This is a genomic window from Corynebacterium sp. HMSC036D02 (genome assembly GCF_001836165.1).
Lineage (GTDB): Bacteria > Actinomycetota > Actinomycetes > Mycobacteriales > Mycobacteriaceae > Corynebacterium.
On sequence record NZ_KV827705.1, the window covers coordinates 1 to 19533 of the forward strand.

At 60.5% G+C, this 19533-nt stretch carries 12 protein-coding genes and 1 pseudogene; 1 reads left to right on the plus strand and 12 read right to left on the minus strand.

The features are described from left to right. From HMPREF2743_RS10050 to HMPREF2743_RS10100, 11 genes and pseudogenes are all read right to left on the minus strand, one after another. Window positions 1-1611, minus strand: a pseudogene (locus HMPREF2743_RS10050) (adhesin); the annotation flags it as partial. A 342-nt stretch (window positions 1612-1953) separates the two neighbouring features. Next, window positions 1954-2580, minus strand: a complete 627-nt coding sequence (locus HMPREF2743_RS10055) for an ECF transporter S component (protein ID WP_070525994.1) — start codon at window positions 2578-2580, stop codon at window positions 1954-1956. Window positions 2581-2754: 174 nt separating this feature from the next. Continuing rightward, window positions 2755-6750, minus strand: a complete 3996-nt coding sequence (locus tag HMPREF2743_RS10060) for a DNA-directed RNA polymerase subunit beta' (RefSeq protein ID WP_070818747.1) — start codon at window positions 6748-6750, stop codon at window positions 2755-2757. Between the two features lie 103 nt (window positions 6751-6853). Further along, window positions 6854-10333, minus strand: a complete 3480-nt coding sequence (locus HMPREF2743_RS10065) for a DNA-directed RNA polymerase subunit beta (RefSeq protein ID WP_070818748.1) — start codon at window positions 10331-10333, stop codon at window positions 6854-6856. A gap of 294 nt (window positions 10334-10627) precedes the next feature. Next, window positions 10628-11584, minus strand: coding sequence for a cell envelope lipid trafficking protein PgfA (locus tag HMPREF2743_RS10070; protein ID WP_070526000.1), 957 nt, complete (start codon window positions 11582-11584; stop codon window positions 10628-10630). A 122-nt stretch (window positions 11585-11706) separates the two neighbouring features. After that, the gene (rplL, locus tag HMPREF2743_RS10075; protein WP_010189710.1) at window positions 11707-12093 is read right to left on the minus strand and encodes a 50S ribosomal protein L7/L12; all 387 of its coding nucleotides are present in this window, start codon (window positions 12091-12093) and stop codon (window positions 11707-11709) included. A gap of 86 nt (window positions 12094-12179) precedes the next feature. Further along, window positions 12180-12701 carry a 50S ribosomal protein L10 gene (rplJ, locus tag HMPREF2743_RS10080; RefSeq protein WP_070624546.1) on the minus strand — a complete coding sequence of 174 codons (522 nt, stop codon included), beginning with the start codon at window positions 12699-12701 and terminating at the stop codon, window positions 12180-12182. 347 nt (window positions 12702-13048) lie between these two features. Continuing rightward, window positions 13049-13843, minus strand: coding sequence for an ABC transporter ATP-binding protein (locus tag HMPREF2743_RS10085; RefSeq protein ID WP_070818749.1), 795 nt, complete (start codon window positions 13841-13843; stop codon window positions 13049-13051). Window positions 13844-13849: 6 nt separating this feature from the next. Next, on the minus strand, window positions 13850-14902 hold the full coding sequence (locus tag HMPREF2743_RS10090; protein WP_070624548.1) for a FecCD family ABC transporter permease: 1053 nt from the start codon (window positions 14900-14902) through the stop codon (window positions 13850-13852). Beyond that, window positions 14899-15966 (minus strand): FecCD family ABC transporter permease, encoded by a 1068-nt coding sequence (locus HMPREF2743_RS10095; RefSeq protein ID WP_070624549.1) that lies wholly within the window; start codon window positions 15964-15966, stop codon window positions 14899-14901. Before HMPREF2743_RS10095 ends, HMPREF2743_RS10090 begins: the two co-directional genes overlap by 4 nt. Beyond that, entirely contained in the window at window positions 15967-16911 is a 945-nt protein-coding gene (locus HMPREF2743_RS10100; protein WP_070624550.1) for an ABC transporter substrate-binding protein, read from the minus strand. It lies immediately after the preceding gene. A gap of 124 nt (window positions 16912-17035) precedes the next feature. Between HMPREF2743_RS10100 and HMPREF2743_RS10105 the strand changes: the two genes are divergently transcribed. Continuing rightward, window positions 17036-17830, plus strand: a complete 795-nt coding sequence (locus HMPREF2743_RS10105) for a siderophore-interacting protein (RefSeq protein WP_070526012.1) — start codon at window positions 17036-17038, stop codon at window positions 17828-17830. Between the two features lie 946 nt (window positions 17831-18776). On the opposite strand, the gene rplA is transcribed toward HMPREF2743_RS10105, so the two are convergent. Next, window positions 18777-19481 carry a 50S ribosomal protein L1 gene (gene rplA, locus HMPREF2743_RS10110; RefSeq protein ID WP_070744475.1) on the minus strand — a complete coding sequence of 235 codons (705 nt, stop codon included), beginning with the start codon at window positions 19479-19481 and terminating at the stop codon, window positions 18777-18779. Window positions 19482-19533 lie beyond the last annotated feature (52 nt).

Sequence of the window (19533 nt, forward strand, 5' to 3'; positions counted from 1 at the left end):
AACAACCTTCGTGTCCTCATACTTCGGCTCGAGTTCTTCAGCATAAGGCTTATCCGTTACCACGAAAGAGTCAGCAGCAATCACCGTATCATCGCCGGTGACAAACTCAGCAGTGAAAACATCGCCCTTAACCGCGTCCTCAGGAACGACAAATACACACTTATTAGCCTCTGCCTCAGAAGTGATGCCCTCACAGGTCTTGAACTCTTTGCCGTTCTTCTTCCAAACGATCTTGTTAGGAGTTACAGGGAACGGCCCCTTGACGTCCAAAACCGGCGTGTCGCCTGCGCGAGCAGGGTTCTCAGTCATGTCATAGTTGGTGATATCCAGTGACACGTTATGCCTAGGTACCAGTGCAAAATTCACGTTGTACCACATTGGGTTAGCAACCAGGTTTTGTGCGGCAATTGGGTTGGGGTTACGCCCGCCGTTTGCCGTTGGGCTCTGGTACAGAGGCAGACGCCAACCTGAGTAGCCGATCATAGGCTTACCATCTGGAGACTCTACATGGGCGTAGAGGTATTTCTTCGACTCGTTCGTCAGCTTCCCATCCGAGAACTTGACAGAGTAGTAACCATCCTCACCAACCTTGGTGGTTACCGTTTCTGCAATGTACTCTGGGTGCTCCTCTAGCAGCTGCTTTGCGGCAGCCTGCTGTTGCGCCAGCGGAAGAGTCTCAACCTTTGCCGCATATTCTCCGATGCCCTCTGGCGTGAGAACACTCATCACCACGTTGTAACCGGCAGCAGCAACGTCGCTACCAGTCATATCCGGCCCATCCACGCGAATATCACGGGTCTCGAGCCAAACACGCCCACCCACATGGTTCTTCATGTTGAGGTTGGTTGCCTGGCTCGACAGGGTTTCCTCGGTATCCTCTACCCACTCCGCCTTTGGCTTATGCATATAAGAGGTATCCCCCTCATTCTGCATGAGCACTGCCGTACGCTGCATATTTGTACCGATAAGGTTAAATGCGCCCTGCTGTGATGCTCCGGCAGAGTTCCTGAATGCGCCAGGGAAGAATCCACCAACTTGCCGGAAAGGAACAACTGTCGCACCGTTGCGCTCATCAGTGAAGGGGTTGATCCAAAGCCTGTAACGCTGGTTATTACTAGCAGTATAGGTGTGCTCTTTACCGTGCGCGTCCGTCCACGGCTCGCGCAGATCGAATGCATACGCACCCGGTCCCGCCTGAGAGGTCTTGTCACTGCTCAGCTGATCGGAGGTCTTAGCAGAGTATACCGGGGAAACCGCACCATCCGTATCAATCCACTGCATGTAAACAGTGGTTCCTTCCGGAACCGGGAGGTTGCCAGCATCGGTCGGGCTGAATCCGGAGCCATCATCAATGTAGGCGCGACCAGACAACGTTGACTTTGCATTTGTCATGTCGGTGGCAGAACCAATGTACCCGTTCGCAATGGCATCTGCCTCAATCGCATTGTTGTTGGAAGCAGGCGCGGTAGACTCCTGAGCCTGAGCCACTGCTGCGGCCTGTGGGGATGCGATTGGGTGAACGAAGGGCGCAACCATCGCGACAGAGAGCGCGGCGGCTGCAATCGTCGTACCGCGACGACGAGCGGAACCGTTGAAACTCTTCAAATTCATGAAGAATCCTTTCATGAGAACAATTAGGGAATGGGTCAACTGCTGCCCTAGGTCAGATTTCGAAGCCTCTTAAGCGTTCCTGAAGGCAGACTGGACTCAAGCTGAGACGTTACCCCCCCCCGCCACTCTCCGCAAGGGCTAATTTCGTCGGCGGTTAACGGTGTCCATGCATGTCACGGAGTTTCCGTAGGTAGAACTCTGTAAAGCTGCAGGCCACAGTCGGTTCCCATGTTCATAACGTTCACAGGTTTATTTAGGTTCGTAATTTGGGCCGCACAAAAGTTACCCCCATCAAGGTCCCCATGGAGAGGGCTTGACGGGGGTATCAACCTGAGGTTGAATCTAAGAAATTTTATAGAACGCCGACCGCACCGCCATGGCAAGAAGGTAGGACACCGGCGCCACGGTCACAACGGTGACGAGTAGCTGAATGACTTCGGCGCGGAATTGGAGCGCGGCAGTCCCTGGAGCGAGGTCGTGGGTGGTGAAGGTTGCGATTCCGGTAACGACCACCGCGGCAGCGCCGGACAGTGCGCCGGTAAGAATGGTGAAGCGCTTGTATTTGAAGGCGAGAAAGGCTGCCTCCATCGCCAGGGCGGTGAGGAGGATTGTTGGCCAGCTCAGCTGCTCAAAGCTCCCAACCAGCGCACGGCACAAAATGACGGTCATGACATACCCCACGAACGCCGCACCCGGCTTGCGGGTGGTCAAGGCCGCGCACAGGGCTCCCATGAACTGCAGCACCCATAACGCAGAGAGCAGAGCCATAAGGTTGTTCCAACCGAGGGGAATGCCCTCCCCCGTCGCCGCTCGGTGAAAGACAGCGGCTTTGCCCCACAGCAACAATGCACCCATGAGGGCGAAACCCAAGACCACGAGGGCGTCAATACCAGTCCACGCCTTTGTCTTTTCTGCAATCACAGTCGTGGATGAATTCGTATCCTTGAGGCTCTTGTTGGCGTGGGTCATAGGTTAGGCCCTTCTTGACAGGAGTGCGGGGGTCTACTGCGTCGTAGGCACTATTCTAAGCAAAGCCAAATAGAGTTGCACGCAAACAAAGACCCGCACCTCTTCCCCACCAGTGTGGTGGGTGAAGTGCGGGTCTTGGTTTCCCTTTGCCGTTAAGGGGCTAAGGACTAGGTCCTAGAAGGTGTAGTCCTCTTCCAGCGGGACGGAAGCGCCGGTGAACTCACCGAAGCCATCGTCGCCGTAGATGGAATCACCGTAGGTCGGGATGGAGTACGCAGCATTGCGTGCGGCCTCAGTCGGCTTCACGCTGATGTTGCGGTAGCGGGAAATACCCGTACCGGCCGGGATCAGCTTACCGATGATGACGTTCTCCTTCAGACCAATGAGCTGATCGGAGCGCTTGTTGATGGCGGCGTCGGTAAGCACACGCGTGGTCTCCTGGAAGGAGGCCGCAGACAGCCAGGACTCCGTAGCCAGCGAGGCCTTGGTGATACCCATGATCTCACTGCGCAGCTGTGCCGGCTGGCCGCCCTCAGCAACCTGAGCGGCGTTGACCTGCTTGGCCTCAGAGAGGTCAATGAGGTTGCCCGGCAGCAGGTCGGTGGTACCAGCGTCAATGACGGTACCGCGACGCAGCATCTGACGGATGATGATCTCGATGTGCTTGTCGTGGATGGCCACACCCTGTGCACGGTAGACGGCCTGAACCTCGTCGATGAGGTGCTTCTCCACACCGCGGCGGCCGAGGACCTCCAGCACGTCGTGCGGGTCAGCCGCACCGCGCATGAGGCGGTCACCGGTGGTGACGTGGTCACCGTCGCGAAGCGAGCGCTCGATCATGGCGTCCGGGTTGGACTCCATCGGGCGGCGGACCTGAGCCAGGCCCTGGCGCTTCGACAGCTTCTCGTAGACAACATTGTCGGAACCGTCATCGGGAGTGATGGTCAGCGTCCAGAAGTTGCCCTCATCGGACAGGGACACGGTGCCGTCGACGGAAGCGATAGGAGCGCGGTTCTTCGGGTTACGGGCCTCGAAGAGCTCCTGAACACGCGGCAGACCGCCGGTAATATCGCCACCGACACCACCCTGGTGGAAGGTACGCATGGTCAGCTGGGTACCCGGCTCACCAATGGACTGTGCGGCCACGATGCCGACTGCCTCGCCGATATCGACGAGCTTGCCGGAGGCCATGGACTTGCCGTAGCACTTGGCACAGACACCAGCCGGGGTCTGGCAGGTCAGCACGGAGCGGACCTTGATCTCCAGAACGCCAGCATTGACGATCTTGCGGCTGAGCTCCTCAGTCAGGTCGGCGCCGGCCTCGGCGATAACCTCACCGTTTTCATCCTTGACGTCGTTAGCCACGACGCGGCCGGATGCGGAGGTTTCCCACAGCTCGTGCAGGTCGTAGGAGCCAGGGGCAACCTCGACGCCGAGCGGGACGCGCACGCCCTGACGGGTGCCACAGTCCTCCTCGCGGACGATGACGTCCTGCGCCACGTCCACCAGACGACGGGTGAGGTAGCCGGAGTCAGCGGTACGCAGAGCGGTATCCGCCAGGCCCTTACGGGAACCGTGCGAGTTGTTGAAGTACTCCAGAACCGACAGGCCTTCACGGAAGGAGGTCTTAATCGGACGGGTGATGTAGTCACCCTTGGAGTTCACAACCATGCCCTTCATGCCGGCCAGGGTCCAGATCTGACGCATGTTACCGGCAGCACCGGACTTCACGATCATCGGAATCGGGTTGTCGTCGGGGTACAGCTCCTCGACGGCGTTACCCACGGTGTCCGTGGCGTCCTTCCACAGCTCAACCAGGCGGTCGTAACGCTCGCGCTCAGTAAGAGCACCCTGCTCCCAGTACTTACGCTCGATGCGCTCGGCTTCCTTCTCGTAGGACTCGAGCACCTCGTGCTTGTTCGGGAGGACCAGCACGTCATCCATGGTGATGGTCACGCCGGAACGGGTGGCCCAGTAGAAGCCAGCGTCCTTCATCTTGTCCAGAACCTGGGCAACGGTGATCATCGGGTACTTCGCGGCGAGGTCATTAATGACATCACCAAGCAGCATCTTGTTGCCGGCGCCGCCCTTACGGACCATGACGCCCTCAAGGTACGGGTAGTTCCACGGCAGCAGGTCATTGAACATGATGCGGCCCAGGGTGGTCTCAGCGAGCCATGCCTGGCCCTTCTGCCAACCATCCGGGAACTGCTCTGCCTCGATGTCTGACGGCGGGCGCAGGTGGGAGATGCGCACCTTGATCGGGGCCTGCAGGCCCAGAACGCCGCGGTCACGGGCCATGATGGCCTCCGCGTAGGAGGAGTACACGCCCTGGGCCGGTCCGTTTTCGTCTGCGGGAGCGTAAGCTCCCGCGCCACCGATCTCGTCCTCGCCCTTGTCCATGGTGAGGTAATACAGGCCGGTAACCATATCCAGGCGCGGCATAGCCAGCGGCTTACCGGAGGCCGGGGACAGGATGTTGTTGGAAGCCAGCATCAGCACACGGGCCTCAGCCTGTGCCTCAGCGGACAGCGGCAGGTGGACTGCCATCTGGTCACCGTCGAAGTCGGCGTTGAAAGCCTCACAAGCCAGCGGGTGCAGCTGGATGGCCTTACCTTCGACCAGCTTCGGCTCGAAGGCCTGGATACCCAGGCGGTGCAGGGTAGGTGCACGGTTCAGCATCACCGGGTGCTCGGAAATGGCCTCTTCGAGGACGTCCCATACCTCAGGGCGCTGGCGCTCCACCATGCGCTTAGCGGACTTGATGTTCTGTGCGTAGTCGTTTTCCACCAGGCGCTTCATGACGAAGGGCTTGAACAGCTCCAGAGCCATAAGCTTCGGCAGACCACACTCGTGCAGCTTGAGCTGCGGGCCGACGATAATCACGGAACGGCCGGAGTAGTCCACGCGCTTACCCAGCAGGTTCTGGCGGAAGCGGCCCTGCTTACCCTTGAGCAGGTCAGACAGGGACTTCAGCGGGCGATTACCCGGGCCAGTGACCGGACGACCGCGGCGGCCGTTGTCGAAGAGCGCGTCAACAGACTCCTGCAGCATGCGCTTCTCGTTGTTCACGATGATCTCGGGAGCACCGAGGTCGATCATGCGCTTGAGGCGGTTGTTGCGGTTGATCACGCGACGGTAGAGGTCGTTGAGGTCGGAAGTGGCGAAGCGGCCACCGTCCAGCTGCACCATCGGGCGCAGCTCCGGTGGGATCACCGGGATAGCATCCAGGACCATGCCGGCCGGGTCGTTGCCCGAGCGCAGGAAGGCTGCAACAACCTTCAGGCGCTTGAGGGCACGCATCTTCTTCTGGCCCTTGCCGTTGTTGATGATCTCCTTGAGCTCCTCGGCCTCAGCCTCGAGGTCGAAGTTGCGGATGAGGGTCTGAATAGCCTCTGCACCCATGCCGCCGGTGAAGTAATCCTCGTAGCGGTCAACCAACTCTTCGTAGATGGTCTCATCGATGATCATCTGCTTCGGAGCCAGCTTGATGAAGGTGTTCCAGATTTCGTCGAGGCGAGCGACCTCGCGCTCACCGCGCTCGCGGATGTGCTGCATCTCCTTATCGGCAGCGTTCTGAACCTTGCGGCGGGCGTCGGCCTTAGCGCCGGCAGCCTCCAGCTCGGCCAGATCCTGCTCGAGCTTGGCAGCGCGCTCAGCGATCTCTGCCTCGACGTCATCCTCCACGTCCTTCTTCTCCAGCAGCATTTCTGCTTCCAGAGTGGACTGGTCATTGTGGCGAGCTTCCTCGTCAACGGAGGTGATGATGTTGGCGGCGAAGTAAATGATGCGCTCAAGATCCTTCGGAGCCAGGTCCAGCAGGTAGCCCAGGCGGGAAGGAACGCCCTTGAAGTACCAGATGTGGGTAACCGGCGCGGCCAGCTCGATGTGGCCCATGCGCTCACGACGCACCTTGGACTTGGTCACCTCGACGCCACAGCGCTCACAGATGATGCCCTTGTAGCGCACGCGCTTGTACTTACCGCAGGCGCACTCCCAGTCACGGGTCGGGCCGAAGATGCGCTCACAGAAGAGGCCGTCCTTCTCCGGCTTCAAGGTGCGGTAGTTAATGGTTTCGGGTTTCTTGACCTCGCCCTTGGACCAGCGACGGATGTCCTCTGCGGTGGCCAGCCCGATGCGGAGCTCGTCGAAGAGATTTACGTCAAACACGTAATGTCTCCCTTTCATCCCCCGTCAGGGGGGAAGTTGATGGCTTTGTATGTAGGTGGTGTTTCGTTATGCCCGCCGCCTTGATAAGCGGCGGACCAAGAAGCTAGGCGATGTCTGCGTCGGAGCGCTCGTCGCGGGACAGGTTAATGCCCAGGGACGGAGCGCCGTCCATGTCGTCATCGTCGGAGCCAGACAGTTCCATCGGGGTGCCGTCAGTGGAGAGAACCTCCACGTTCAGGCAGAGGGACTGCAGCTCCTTGAGGAGAACCTTGAAGGACTCCGGGATGCCCGGATCCGGGATGTTGTCACCCTTGACAATGGCCTCGTAGACCTTGACGCGGCCGACCACGTCATCGGACTTGATGGTCAGAAGCTCCTGCAGGGTGTAGGCAGCGCCGTATGCCTGCATTGCCCACACCTCCATCTCACCGAAGCGCTGGCCACCGAACTGTGCCTTACCACCCAGCGGCTGCTGGGTAATCATGGAGTACGGGCCGGTGGAGCGGGCGTGGATCTTCTCGTCGACGAGGTGGTGCAGCTTGAGCATGTACATGTAACCGACGGAAACCGGGTACATGTACGGCTCGCCGGAGCGGCCGTCGAAGAGGCGGGCCTTACCGTGCTCATCCACCATGACGTCGCCATCGCGGTTCGGCTTGGAGGAAGCCAGCAGGCGGGAGATCTCCTCGTTGGTGGCACCGTCGAAGACCGGTGTTGCGGTGAGGGACTCCGGCGGGACGTCGTAAAGCTCTTCCGGCAGGGTCTTGAGCAGCTCGGCGTTGGCCGGGTCCTCAGTGTCGATCTTCCAACCGGCGTGTGCCAGCCAGCCGAGGTGAACCTCGAGAACCTGGCCGATGTTCATACGACGCGGCACACCGTGGGTGTTAAGGATGATGTCCACCGGGGTGCCATCCTCCATGAAGGGCATATCCTCCGGCGGGAGAATCTTGCCCACAACGCCCTTGTTACCGTGGCGGCCGGCGAGCTTATCGCCATCCTGGATCTTGCGCTTCTGAGCCACGTAGACGCGGATCATCTCGTTGACGCCCGGGGCCAGGTCGTCATCATCCTCGCGGGAGAAGCGGGAGACGCCGATGACCTTACCGGTCTCACCGTGCGGCACCTTCATGGAGGTATCGCGGACCTCGCGGGCCTTCTCACCGAAGATGGCGCGCAGCAGGCGCTCCTCCGGGGTCAGCTCGGTCTCACCCTTCGGGGTGACCTTACCGACGAGGATGTCGCCCGCGCGGACGTCGGCACCAATGCGGACGATGCCGCGCTCGTCGAGGTCACGCAGAACGTCATCGGAGACGTTCGGGATCTCACGGGTGATCTCCTCTGGGCCCAGCTTGGTATCGCGGGCATCGATCTCGTGCTCCTCGATGTGGATCGAGGTGAGGATGTCCTCCTCCACGATGCGCTGGTTGAGGATGATGGCGTCCTCGTAGTTGTGGCCTTCCCACGGCATGAAGGCAACCAGCAGGTTGCGGCCGAGGGACATCTCACCGTTGTGGGTACCGGGGCCGTCGGCAAGCACCTGGCCCGCCTCGACGCGCTCACCCAGGGAAACCAGCGGGGTCTGGTTGTAGTTGGTGTTCTGGTTGGTGCGCTCGAACTTGCGCAGCATGTAGGTATCGCGCTGGCCCTCGTCATCCATGATGGTGATGAGGTCCGCGGTGACGTTCTCCACTACGCCCGCCTTCGGGGTGATGATGAGGTCACCAGCGTCATAAGCAGCACGCTGCTCCATACCGGTGCCCACGTACGGGGCCTCGGAGCGAACCAGCGGCACGGCCTGGCGCTGCATGTTCGCGCCCATGAGGGCACGGTTAGCATCGTCGTGCTCAAGGAACGGAATCATGGCGGTAGCCACAGACACCATCTGGCGCGGGGAAACGTCGACGTAGTCAACGCCGGCAGCGTCGGTCACGCCGATATCGCCGTCCTTGAGGCGGACCTCGATGCGGTCGCCGGTCAGGGTGCCGTCGGCATCCTTCTCCACCTCGGCCTGCGCGATGGCGTAGCGATCCTCTTCATCGGCGGTGAGGTACTCCACCTGGTCGGTCACCTTGCCGTCCACAACCTTGCGGTACGGGGTCTCGATGAAGCCGAAAGCGTTCACGCGAGCGTAGGAAGCCAGCGAGCCGATCAGGCCAATGTTCGGGCCTTCCGGCGTTTCAATCGGGCACATGCGGCCGTAGTGCGAAGCGTGAACGTCTCGCACCTCAATGCCGGCGCGCTCACGGGACAGACCGCCCGGGCCCAGCGCAGACAGGCGGCGCTTGTGGGTCAGGCCGGACAGGGAGTTGTTCTGGTCCATGAACTGCGAGAGCTGGGAGGTACCGAAGAACTCGCGGATGGCAGCAGAAACCGGGCGAACGTTGATCAGGGAGGTCGGGGTAATCGACTCCGCGTCCTGGGTGGTCATGCGCTCGCGGACGACGCGCTCCATGCGGGACAGGCCCACGCGGACCTGGTTCTGGATGAGCTCGCCGACGGTGCGCAGACGACGGTTACCAAAGTGGTCGATGTCGTCGGTGTGGATGGAGATCATCTCACCGTTCGGGGCCTTCATCTCACGCTCGCCGGCGTGCAGGCGCACGAGGTACTCGAGGGTGACGGCAATGTCTTCCTCGGTCAGGGTCATCAGACCATCGTGGTCTCCGCCTAGGCCGAGCTTGCGGTTGACCTTGTAGCGGCCCACCTTGGCCAGGTCATAGCGCTTGGCGCGGAAGAAGGAGTTATCCAGCAGTGCCTGCGCGAGGTCGCGCGTGGGCTGCTCGCCCGGGCGCTGCTTGCGGTAGATCTCCAGCAGAGCCTCATCGGTGTTGGCCACGCCATCGGACTCGAGCGTGGACATCATGAGCTCGGAGAAGCCGAAGCGCTCCTTGATCTGCTCCTCGGACCAACCCAGGGCCTTGAGCAGCACGGTCACCGGCTGGCGGCGCTTGCGGTCGATACGAACGCCAACGGTGTCGCGCTTGTCGACGTCAAACTCCAACCATGCACCGCGGGAAGGAATGACCTTCACGGAGTGCAGCGGGCGCTCGGTGGACTTGTCGATGGTCTGGTCGAAGTAGACACCCGGGGAACGCACGAGCTGCGAGACGATAACGCGCTCGGTGCCGTTGACGATGAAGGTGCCCTTCTCGGTCATCATCGGGAAATCGCCGATGAAGACGGTCTGGGACTTAATTTCCTGGGTGTCGTTATTGATGAATTCTGCGGTGACGTACAGTGGCGCCGAGTAGTTGATGTCCTTCTCTTTGCACTCGTCCACGGTGTTCTTCACCGGCTCGAAGCGAGGCTCCGACAGGGACAGGGACATGTTGCCCGAGTAATCCTGGATCGGAGAAAGCTCCTCGAGGATATCCTCAAGGCCGCTCGTCACGCGTGCGTCTTCGCCGCGCTCTGCCTGCTCGCGCTCGCGCCACTCGGGGGTGCCGATGAGCCACGCGTAAGAATCGAGTTGTAGATCGAGGAGACCCGGGACAGCGATAGGCTCGCTGATTTTAGCGAAGGAGTATCGCTTCGGGGCTCCAGGGATGTTGGCCACTGACTTGGTCTGGCGGGAGACTGCCAAGATGGGTCCTTCCAGTACCTCTGGCGGATTGCGGCCCCACCCTGGCCGGTGAGGTGCAAAACCGCTGGTAGATTTAGCATTCGGTCTGCTGTGGAATGACTGGGTTTAGAATGCACAAAACCACCTTGTCAAGTCGGTTTTACCATCACCGCTCGAAAGGCTAAATGTGCACTAAAGATCCAGATTCCAGCGCAACGAAATAGCCTATAGCATAATGGCGGCCTTGTAAAGGCGAAACGCGCTATTGGCGTGTCGCTACACAGATCCGCTCGCGCGGGCCTCTAGCACGCGCGGCTAGCGGGCGTGACGGCTCGTGGGACGACGGAAAGCTCCCAGCGCTCCGAGCAGCACCAGAAGCGCGCCGACTCCGACGCCACCCCAGCGCAGCCACTGCCCCACAGCACTCCGCGGGAAGCGCTCTGCTTGCTGGAGCAACTCCGCGCGGGCTTCCTCATCGGTAGCGCCTTGAAACGCGAACTGCACCTCACGCTCGTTGCCTTCACGGTCAGCCCAGTAGTCCCGCACATCAATGCCCATGCCCACGACCAGTCCGGTGGCCTGGTCCACGTAAAGATCCCGCGTTGCGGCGTGGAAGAGGTAGCCCTGTTCAGTGGAGCCATCCTCGTTGCTCAGGGTGGTGGTCGTGTTACCTGCGTAGAGGGTAGCCACGTTGGTGGGCTCAATCTCCTGGCGGTAGCGGTAGACCGTGCGGCCATCGATGTCGAGAGATTCCTCGAAGACGGCGTCTGCTGCCTTACGCAGCACAGGGTCAAAGACCGGGTAGGTGGTCTGCTCGGCATCGGCAGGCAGCTTCAGCCAGTAGCCTTCGACGGGAACCTCCGCCGTGGGCGAGCCCATGGTGTGGGAGAGCGCCGCCGGGCCCGTGGCCTCACCGCTGAGGCGATCGACGGGATAATTCCACACACGCGCAAAGCTCAAGTCCTCCACGTTGCCCGTGCCGCCGCGGATGGCGGACTCCCCCACTCGCAGCGTTGCGGTCTCCTTGTCCGCCGGATCCTGGATGTCCATGTTGAGCTGATAGGTCATCGGCCCCTCGTACTGCGAAGCACCCTCCGCGGACAGCGCTTGCGCGGTGGCGTTCTCATCCTGCATCGTCCACGTGGTGTCCTTGATATCCAGCGGCAGGCGCGGACTAAAGCTCAAGAAGCTCGACGCCGCCAAGCCGGCAGCGAGCAGCGCAACGCCGAGGCCAAGCAGGAGGACGGAGAAGATGCGGGACTTGGGCAGCATGGTGGCTCATTCTACAGCCCATCCCCATCAAAACGGGAACAACCCCGCACCGCCACAAGCGGAACGGGGTTGTTGGTGCGCAGCGAGTGTGCTGTGCGGGAAAGCTGAGTAATTCAGGTGAATTACTTGAGCTCGACGGAAGCGCCAGCCTCTTCGAGCTTAGCCTTAGCAGCCTCAGCGTCATCCTTGGAAGCACCCTCGAGGATAGCCTTCGGAGCACCCTCAACGAGCTCCTTAGCTTCCTTCAGGCCCAGGCCGGAGACGATCTCGCGGACAGCCTTAATAACGCCGATCTTCTTAGCGCCAGCGTCGGTCAGAACGACGTCGAACTCGGTCTTCTCTTCCTCAGCGGCACCGCCGGCAGCCGGGGCACCAGCAGCAACAGCAGCAACCGGAGCAGCGGCCTCAACGTCGAAGACCTCCTCGAACTCCTTAACGAACTCGGAGAGCTCGATGAGGGTCATTTCCTTGAAAGCTTCAATGAGCTCGTCCTTGGTGAGCTTAGCCATGATTGGCATCCTTTCTCATTGTTCCTGGCCGCGCTAGGCAGCCAGATAAGTGTGTGTGTTTAAGTTGTGCGCCTGTAGTTGGCGTCTTAAGCTTCCGCAGCCTTCTTGTCCTGCAGGGCCGCAGCGGTGCGGACCATCTTGGTTGCAGGAGCGTTGAATACGGCGGCAGCCTTTGCCATAGAACCCTTCATGGCGCCAGCCAGCTTTGCGAGGGTGGTCTCGCGGTTGTCCAGCTTGGCGATGGCCTCAACCTGGTCGGCAGACAGAGCGTTGCCGTCCATGTAGCCACCCTTGATAACGAGTGCCTTGTTGTCATCAGCGAACTTGGTGATGACCTTCGCAGCATCCACTGCCTCGCCCTTGATGAACGCAATAGCGGTCGGGCCAGTCAGCTGCTCGTCAAGACCCTCGATGCCAGCTTCGTTGGCAGCGATCTTGAAAAGGGTGTTCTTGGCGACGGAGTACTCAACGTCAAAGCCGAGGTTGTTACGCAGCTCCTGGAGCTGACCCACGGTCAGGCCACGGTACTCGGTAAGCACGATGGAGTTTGCACCCTCGAGCTTTTCCTTCAGTGCCGCCAGGTCTGCGGTGTTCTTCGGGTTTGCCATTTTCTACTTCGCCTCCTTTCGAAACATCTCTTGTGTTTTCCGCCGGGGCCTTCCCTACTCCGCTTGCCCGATGGACAACCGAAATAACAAAAGCCCCGTGCAAGAGCACAGGGCGCGCGCGGAAATCCGCGCTTATTCGCAAAGTGTCTCCTGCGTGGGCCGCCCTCTAGGATGAGGAACCTTCGATCCGGGTGTCCGGATGACCGACGGTCTTCGGTGAACTTTGACTCGGCCTCAGGGGCCGTTCAAACTTCGCTAGGTACTTTACAACCCGACCTGCCACAACTCCAAATCGCTCCACTGGGAGTGTCCTACTCAGCCTCGTGTATGAGCATTTCTAGTCACTTCTAGTCACTGAGCACCCCACGCGGAACGATGACGGGGGCGTCGCTGCGCGGGTCCTCCCAGATCTCGACGTCGATGCCATAGGCGGCTGCCAGCACCTCTTTCCGCAACGCCTGGCGAGGACTCCCCTGCGCGAGAACCTCGCCGTTGTTCATGACCACCATGGTGTCGGAGTACTGGCCGGCCAACATAAGATCATGCAGCACGACGACGACCGTTTTCCCGGCGTCGGCTTGCTTGCGCACGAGCTGCAAAACGCTGATGGCATGGGCTGGATCAAGGAAGGTTGTGGGTTCGTCGAGAAGCAGCACTGGCGTGTCCTGCGCCAAGGCCAGCGCGAGCCAGACCCGCTGGCGCTGGCCGCCCGAGAGCGCCGCGATATCACGGTCGATGAAGTCCGTAATGCCAGTCTCCACGCAGGCCTGCGCGATGATGTCGCGGTCCTTCGCGGATAGGCCCCGACCGCGGCCCAGGTGCGGGTATCGGCCCCGTGCGACGAGCTCTCCCACTCGCAGCCCATCCGGCGCCGTCGGCTGCTGCGGAAGGAGCGCCACGTGGGCTGCTGCTTCTTTCGGGCTCATGGCGTGCACGTCCAACTCGCCGATGTGCACGCTCCCCTGGCGCGGGCGAAGAATCTTAGACAAGGTCTTCAGCAACGTGGACTTGCCGCAGCCATTCGGCCCAATGAGCGTGGTGATTTCGCCCGGACGGGCCACCAAGTCAACGCCCGACAGGATGTCTTCCCCGTCCTTATAGCCGGCATGAATACCGGCGGCCGTAATTACTCTGTCTTTCACTAGCTTTTATCCTCTCCGCCGCGCGGCATTCCACACCAAGATGACCAGGGCGCACCCTCCGATGATGGAGGAGACGGCACCCACCGGAGCGTCCATCGGCAACGCCCCAGCAATGACAGCGCATGCGCTCAACAAGGCAGCGCCAGCGGCACACGAAACCAGCGGCACAGGCGTGGGCGTCCGAGCAACAATGCGCCCTACATGCGGGGCCAGAAGCGCGATGAAACCAATGGGACCGGCCACGGACACGGTCACCGCGCAGATACCCGTAGCTGCCACCAGCAGCAGCGCGCGTGTTCGCGTGATGTTGACCCCGAGGGAAAGGGCCGAAAGATCATCGTGTGCAAGGAGCGGCAACTCCCGAGCGCACCACAGGCCAAGCACCACGAAAGGAGTCAACCCCACAAGCAAAGGGAGAATGACCTCCATCCGCACAAAGCCCGTGGTTCCCGCCAGCCACAGCTGGGATTGCGCCGCGCGGAGGAGCTCGGCTGCGCGCAAGAGATACGCCACCAGCGCTTGGAACAACAAGGAGAGCGCGATTCCGACGATGACGATGCGGTTGCTCGTGCCGATTCCCCCAAGCGCCACCAGCAGGATGGCTGCCAGCACGGCTCCCAGCAGCGCGAGTCCGGCCCGCCACCAGAACATGGAGAGCCCGTCGGCAAGCAGCGGCCGAGAGAACACCGTTCCGAGGACCACCATGACGGACGCGCCGCCAGTCACGCCAAGAATGTCAGGCGAGGCCAACGGATTGCGCGACATTGATTGCGTCCATGACCCCGCTAGTCCGAGCGCGGCACCCACGATGAGGGTCGCTAGCGCTACGGGCATGCGCAGGTCCCAGACAACCCGAATCTCGCTTCGGCTTCCCCCGCCGTTGAGAATCTCGAGAACCTGCCCCGGGCTCAAGGCCACAGGGCCCTGTCCCAGCAGGAGGACATAGGAGCTTGCCGCGACCACAACAAAGAAACAGGTGGCTCCCCACATCCATGCCCGGCGCTGCCGCTCTTGGGAACGCAGATGCTTGGCGACGTCCCCCTTCACCCGCCCATTCATAGCTTGTGCTCCCCACGGTGTACGGCCCAAATGAGAAATGGTGCGCCCACAAAGGCCAAGACGATGGACATCTCCAGCTCAGAGGGGCCCGCGATGAGGCGGCCCAGAATATCCGCAGCGAGCACGGAGCAACCACCGAGCAACGCGGCAGGAGCAATCATCGCGGTAACTTCTGGCCCCGTAAACCGGCGCAGCAGATGGGGGATGGCAAACCCGACGAAGGCAATGGGACCTGTTGCCGCAGTTGCGCATCCTGCTAGAACAACGATGCTCAAGGCAGCGCCGCGCCGCGCCAGCGTGGGAGAACCGCCTAGAGCAACCGAGGATTCCTCCCCCATTGCCAGAAGATCGAGCGGTCGCGCCACGCGTGCGGCGATGATAAACCCGATGAGCAATCCGGCACCTGCGATGGCGACATCCTCTGGTCCCCGCCCAAACGTAGAGCCGATGGTCCACCGGCGCATGCTGTCGAGGACATCCGTGGAGTACAGGCCGATCAGCATGGCGCCAGAACTCAAGGCAGCAGCAACTCCTGCGCCCACTAGGACCAGCGTCAGGGGATCCTGAAACCGCCGGGATACACCCAGCACTAATGCTGTGGCCAGGCCGGCGCCTACGAGGGCGAGCGCGGTCCGCATACCGGTTGAGGTGGCGATACCTAGCGCCGTGCCGAGGGCAACCAGGAACGAAGCTCCCGCAGTAATACCAATGAAGCCCGGATCGGCCAGGGGATTTCTAGTCCAAGACTGAGCGATAACACCCGATACCGCGATTGCTGCTCCCGCGAAGTAGGCCACGAACGTGCGGGGGATACGCAAATCCCACACGATATTCTCGATATCTGCTTCGCCTCCGCGGAGGAGGGCAGAAAACAGATCAGGCAACGGGATAGCCCTCGAGCCCACCGCCAATGAGCACAGTAGAAGGAGGAGGGTCGACACCACTAGGGCCATGGTGAGCAGTGCACGGCTTCTCCCCCTCGAATCCAGCGCGACTGCCGTGCCACCGTGGCGCGCACCCGCAGCACCGTGGATAGCGTCAGCCTTCCTCGGTAGCGCGAGCACTTAGAGCTTCTCTTCGAACTTGTCGACGGCCCACGGAATAGTCAGCGGGTTCGGCATGCTCATCGCATTACCGGTGTCCGTGTCCAGGTAGCGAACGCGACCATCCTTAACAACGTCTAGGCCTTGGAACGTGGAATCCTTCTTCAGCTCATCGGCCGCGCCGTTGTAGTCCAAGACGAACAGGTAGTCCACGTCGTTGAGCTGGGAGTAGTTTTCTGGTGCGTAGTCCACGAAGAAGCTGGAACCATCGCCCTGCAGTTCCTGTGGGATCTCAAAGCCCAGGTTCTCAATGAACTGGCCGCGGCCGTCTTCTGCCGTGTAGAGACCCAGCTTCCCGTCATAGGGCATGACGATGGCTGCTCGCTTGCCCTCCAGCTCCGGGTGGGAGTCCCTGAACTGCTCAAAGGCGTCCTCCGCTTGGTCAATGAGCTTCTCGCCCTCCTCTTCCTTATCCACAGCAGCGGCGATGGTCTTGACCTGCTCCTCCCAGGGGATCTGCCAGTCCTCGAAACCTTCTGGCTTCACGGTCAGCGGGGCGATATCCTCGAGGGATTTCTTTGCCTCCTGGTCCACTGCCTGGTTCACGGCGATGATCTGCGTGGGATCCGAGGCAGTGACCTGTTCAAGAACCTCGGCCGTGAAACCGGAAGCGGTGTTATAGATGACCTCGGGCTGTGCATCTCCCAAAAGCTCCTTCGCCCACGGGCCAACTCCGGAGCCATCGCCGTCGCCTTGCGAACCCCACGGCGCCACAGCAACGGGAGTGATTCCGAGTGCGAGTACGGTATCGGCGTCACCCAGCCCCAGGCTGGCAACCCGCACCTCCTCAGCACTGCCTGCAGCGCCGTTGTCCTCGCCGCTTCCGCGCGAGCACCCCGTCAGAGCAATCGCTGCCGCCGAGACAATCGCGAGCACGGCTTTCGCGCGCCGATGGATAGCAACCATGGAATAAACCTTTCCTTCAATGGGAACGAGCGGACAAGCGTTCGCACCCCTAACCTATTTGAGGCTAGCCTAACCTCTGCTTTATCATGGATTCAAATTTCCCTTATACCTAGGAACAATTCCTTTGACGAATCACCGCTTATTACCCGTCACCCTCACGGGGAACACCCGCCTCAAGCCGCGGCTGCACCGCCTTACTTTTCACTCGCCCGCCTTCGGCTCCTACCCCCTAGCCGGGCCTGATGAGTATTTTGGCCTCCTCATGCCCCAGGACGGGCAGGAGTTTTTCCCCTTCCCAGTAGAGGATGCCAATGTGCGCGCCGCCGCCACTGGATTGCCCGACGACGTCCGCCCGGCATTGCGGTGGTACACAATTCGCAGGCTCAACCATAAAACCTGCACCATCGATGTCGATGTGGTGACCCATGGCGATAATGGCCCGGGCTCGCGGTGGATCCTTAAGGCCCAACCCGGGGATACCGCTGGACTTTATACCGGGCAAGCACGGTGGCAGGCCCCTAAGAAGTCACAGTTGCTACTCGCGGACGCCTCCGCTCTTCCAGCACTGTGGCACATCCTGGAGCACTACGAAGCCTCTTCACCGGAAACCTTGGACAGCGTCGACGTCGTTGCCATGATTGCGGACGACGATGAAATTGAAGACGGCTTTGAAAAGACGTGGCGCGGAAAGGTTCGCTCGCTCACCATGATTGTCGCTCCACACGACGAACACAGCGCACGCGCCGTTCAGCTTCTTAGTTCCCGTTTCTCCGCGGATACAGCGCCGGATTCGGTGTGGGTGTCCGGCGAAGGGGACCTGGCGAAAGCAGTGCGCTCGATAGCCGTGCATGACTGGGGTGTACCGCGCGAGGATGTCATCTGGTCCGTGTACTGGATGAAAGGCAAGCCGCGGCCTTAAAGCGGACTTCGCATGCATCTAATCCTTTTAACCGGCAGTGGATAGCCGGTGTATAACTCGGTGCGCTTCCACATGGTTCCCACCAGAAGGTTCCCGTCAAGAGGTTTCAGTCAGAAGGTTCACTTGCCCCCAAACGAACCTTCCTCGCTACCCCAGATGGTTTGTTTGCCCCCAAGAAAACCTTTTGACTAGAACCATCTACATCCAGCGTCCGCGTTTGCCCTAGGCCTGATGTATCTCCGCTTAAGTCCACGGCGTGGAGCACCTGACTTGGGACACACAGCACAACGCGGGTCCCGGTGAAATCCGGAACCCGCGTTGTAAGGGGTCTTGTCTATCAGACGGTTTCTCACGCCGCCCGCCCTGCAAGACTCAGGGTGTTCTCTCTATCTCTCATGCGCCTCTCTCAAACGCACAAGAATTAGTATGCAGCACTTTCCTTATAAGGCCATCGCACTTTACTGCCAATTACCTGTCAGTGAAACCCAGTCGCTTAACCTGCATATACGAAGGCTTTCCGATTGAGGCCATGGGCGGATGAACAACGCCACTCCTACCGCTGCTACCTAGTGTTATTCGGCGGTGAGATGGGATACTTCCGTACTGAATTGACCTAAGTCAGGAGGGCGTCCTACAAAAGGCATCTGACTACAGGCATCTGGTAAAAGGCGTCTTTGGGTCTAAAACGCCATCTGCAATGAGTAAAAGGCGTTTTCCGCCGTGAAAACGCCTTATGACTGATGCCTTTTATCAGACACCATTTGTCCGATGCCTCTAGCACGTCGATGGAGGCACGCAGACGTTGCGAGTTACAAGAAGAACAAAGAATGTAATCCGTTTCGCGAAGATGCGCGTAGTGCTCTGCAGCCAAGCGCAGGTGAAGCATAGGAAAAGGCCCCGGCTCACGAATGAGCCGAGGCCTTTACGCCGTTAACACAGACATCAATTAGTCGGTGTAATTCTTCTCCACGGAAGCATCGACCGGGATGCCCGGGCCGGAGGTGGTGGAGATGGTGATCTTCTTGGCGTAGACGCCCTTGGCGGAGGACGGCTTCAGACGAATGATCTCGTCGTACAGCGCGCCGTAGTTCTCTGCCAGCTTCTCAGCGTCGAAGGAAGCCTTGCCGATGATGGCGTGCAGGTTGGAAGCCTTGTCCACGCGGAAGGAAATCTTACCGCCCTTGACGTCAGCAACAGCCTTGGTCACGTCAGCGGTCACGGTGCCGGTCTTCGGGTTCGGCATGAGACCACGCGGGCCCAGCACGCGGGCAACGCGGCCAACCTTGGCCATCTGATCCGGGGTGGCGATAGCAACGTCGAAGTCGATGTTGCCCTCGTTGATGGCAGCGATCAGCTCTTCAGTGCCGACGATGTCAGCGCCAGCAGCCTTAGCGGCCTCAGCGTTGTCGCCCTCAGCGAAGACGGCCACGCGGACGTCCTTACCAGTGCCGTGCGGCAGGGAGACAGTGCCGCGAACCAGCTGGTCAGCCTTACGCGGGTCAACGCCCAGGCGGAAGACAACGTCGACAGTAGCGTCGAAGTTCTTGGAGGAGGTCTCCTTAGCCAGCTTGGCGGCCTCGATCGGACGGTACTGACGGGAGCGGTCTACCAGCTCAGCGGCAGCCTTGTATGCCTTGGACTTGGTGCTCATAAGTGCAATTCCTTTTCTTGGATTGATGTGGTGTTAGCGGGCCGAAGCTGGC

Coding starts and splice junctions, on each gene's coding strand:
- HMPREF2743_RS10055 (WP_070525994.1), bottom strand. CDS start 2,580: ATGACCCACGCCAACAAGAGCCTCAAGGATACGAATTCATCCACGACT.
- HMPREF2743_RS10070 (WP_070526000.1), bottom strand. CDS start 11,584: ATGCTGCCCAAGTCCCGCATCTTCTCCGTCCTCCTGCTTGGCCTCGGC.
- rplL (WP_010189710.1), bottom strand. CDS start 12,093: ATGGCTAAGCTCACCAAGGACGAGCTCATTGAAGCTTTCAAGGAAATG.
- rplJ (WP_070624546.1), bottom strand. CDS start 12,701: ATGGCAAACCCGAAGAACACCGCAGACCTGGCGGCACTGAAGGAAAAG.
- HMPREF2743_RS10090 (WP_070624548.1), bottom strand. CDS start 14,902: ATGAATGGGCGGGTGAAGGGGGACGTCGCCAAGCATCTGCGTTCCCAA.
- HMPREF2743_RS10100 (WP_070624550.1), bottom strand. CDS start 16,911: ATGGTTGCTATCCATCGGCGCGCGAAAGCCGTGCTCGCGATTGTCTCG.
- rplA (WP_070744475.1), bottom strand. CDS start 19,481: ATGAGCACCAAGTCCAAGGCATACAAGGCTGCCGCTGAGCTGGTAGAC.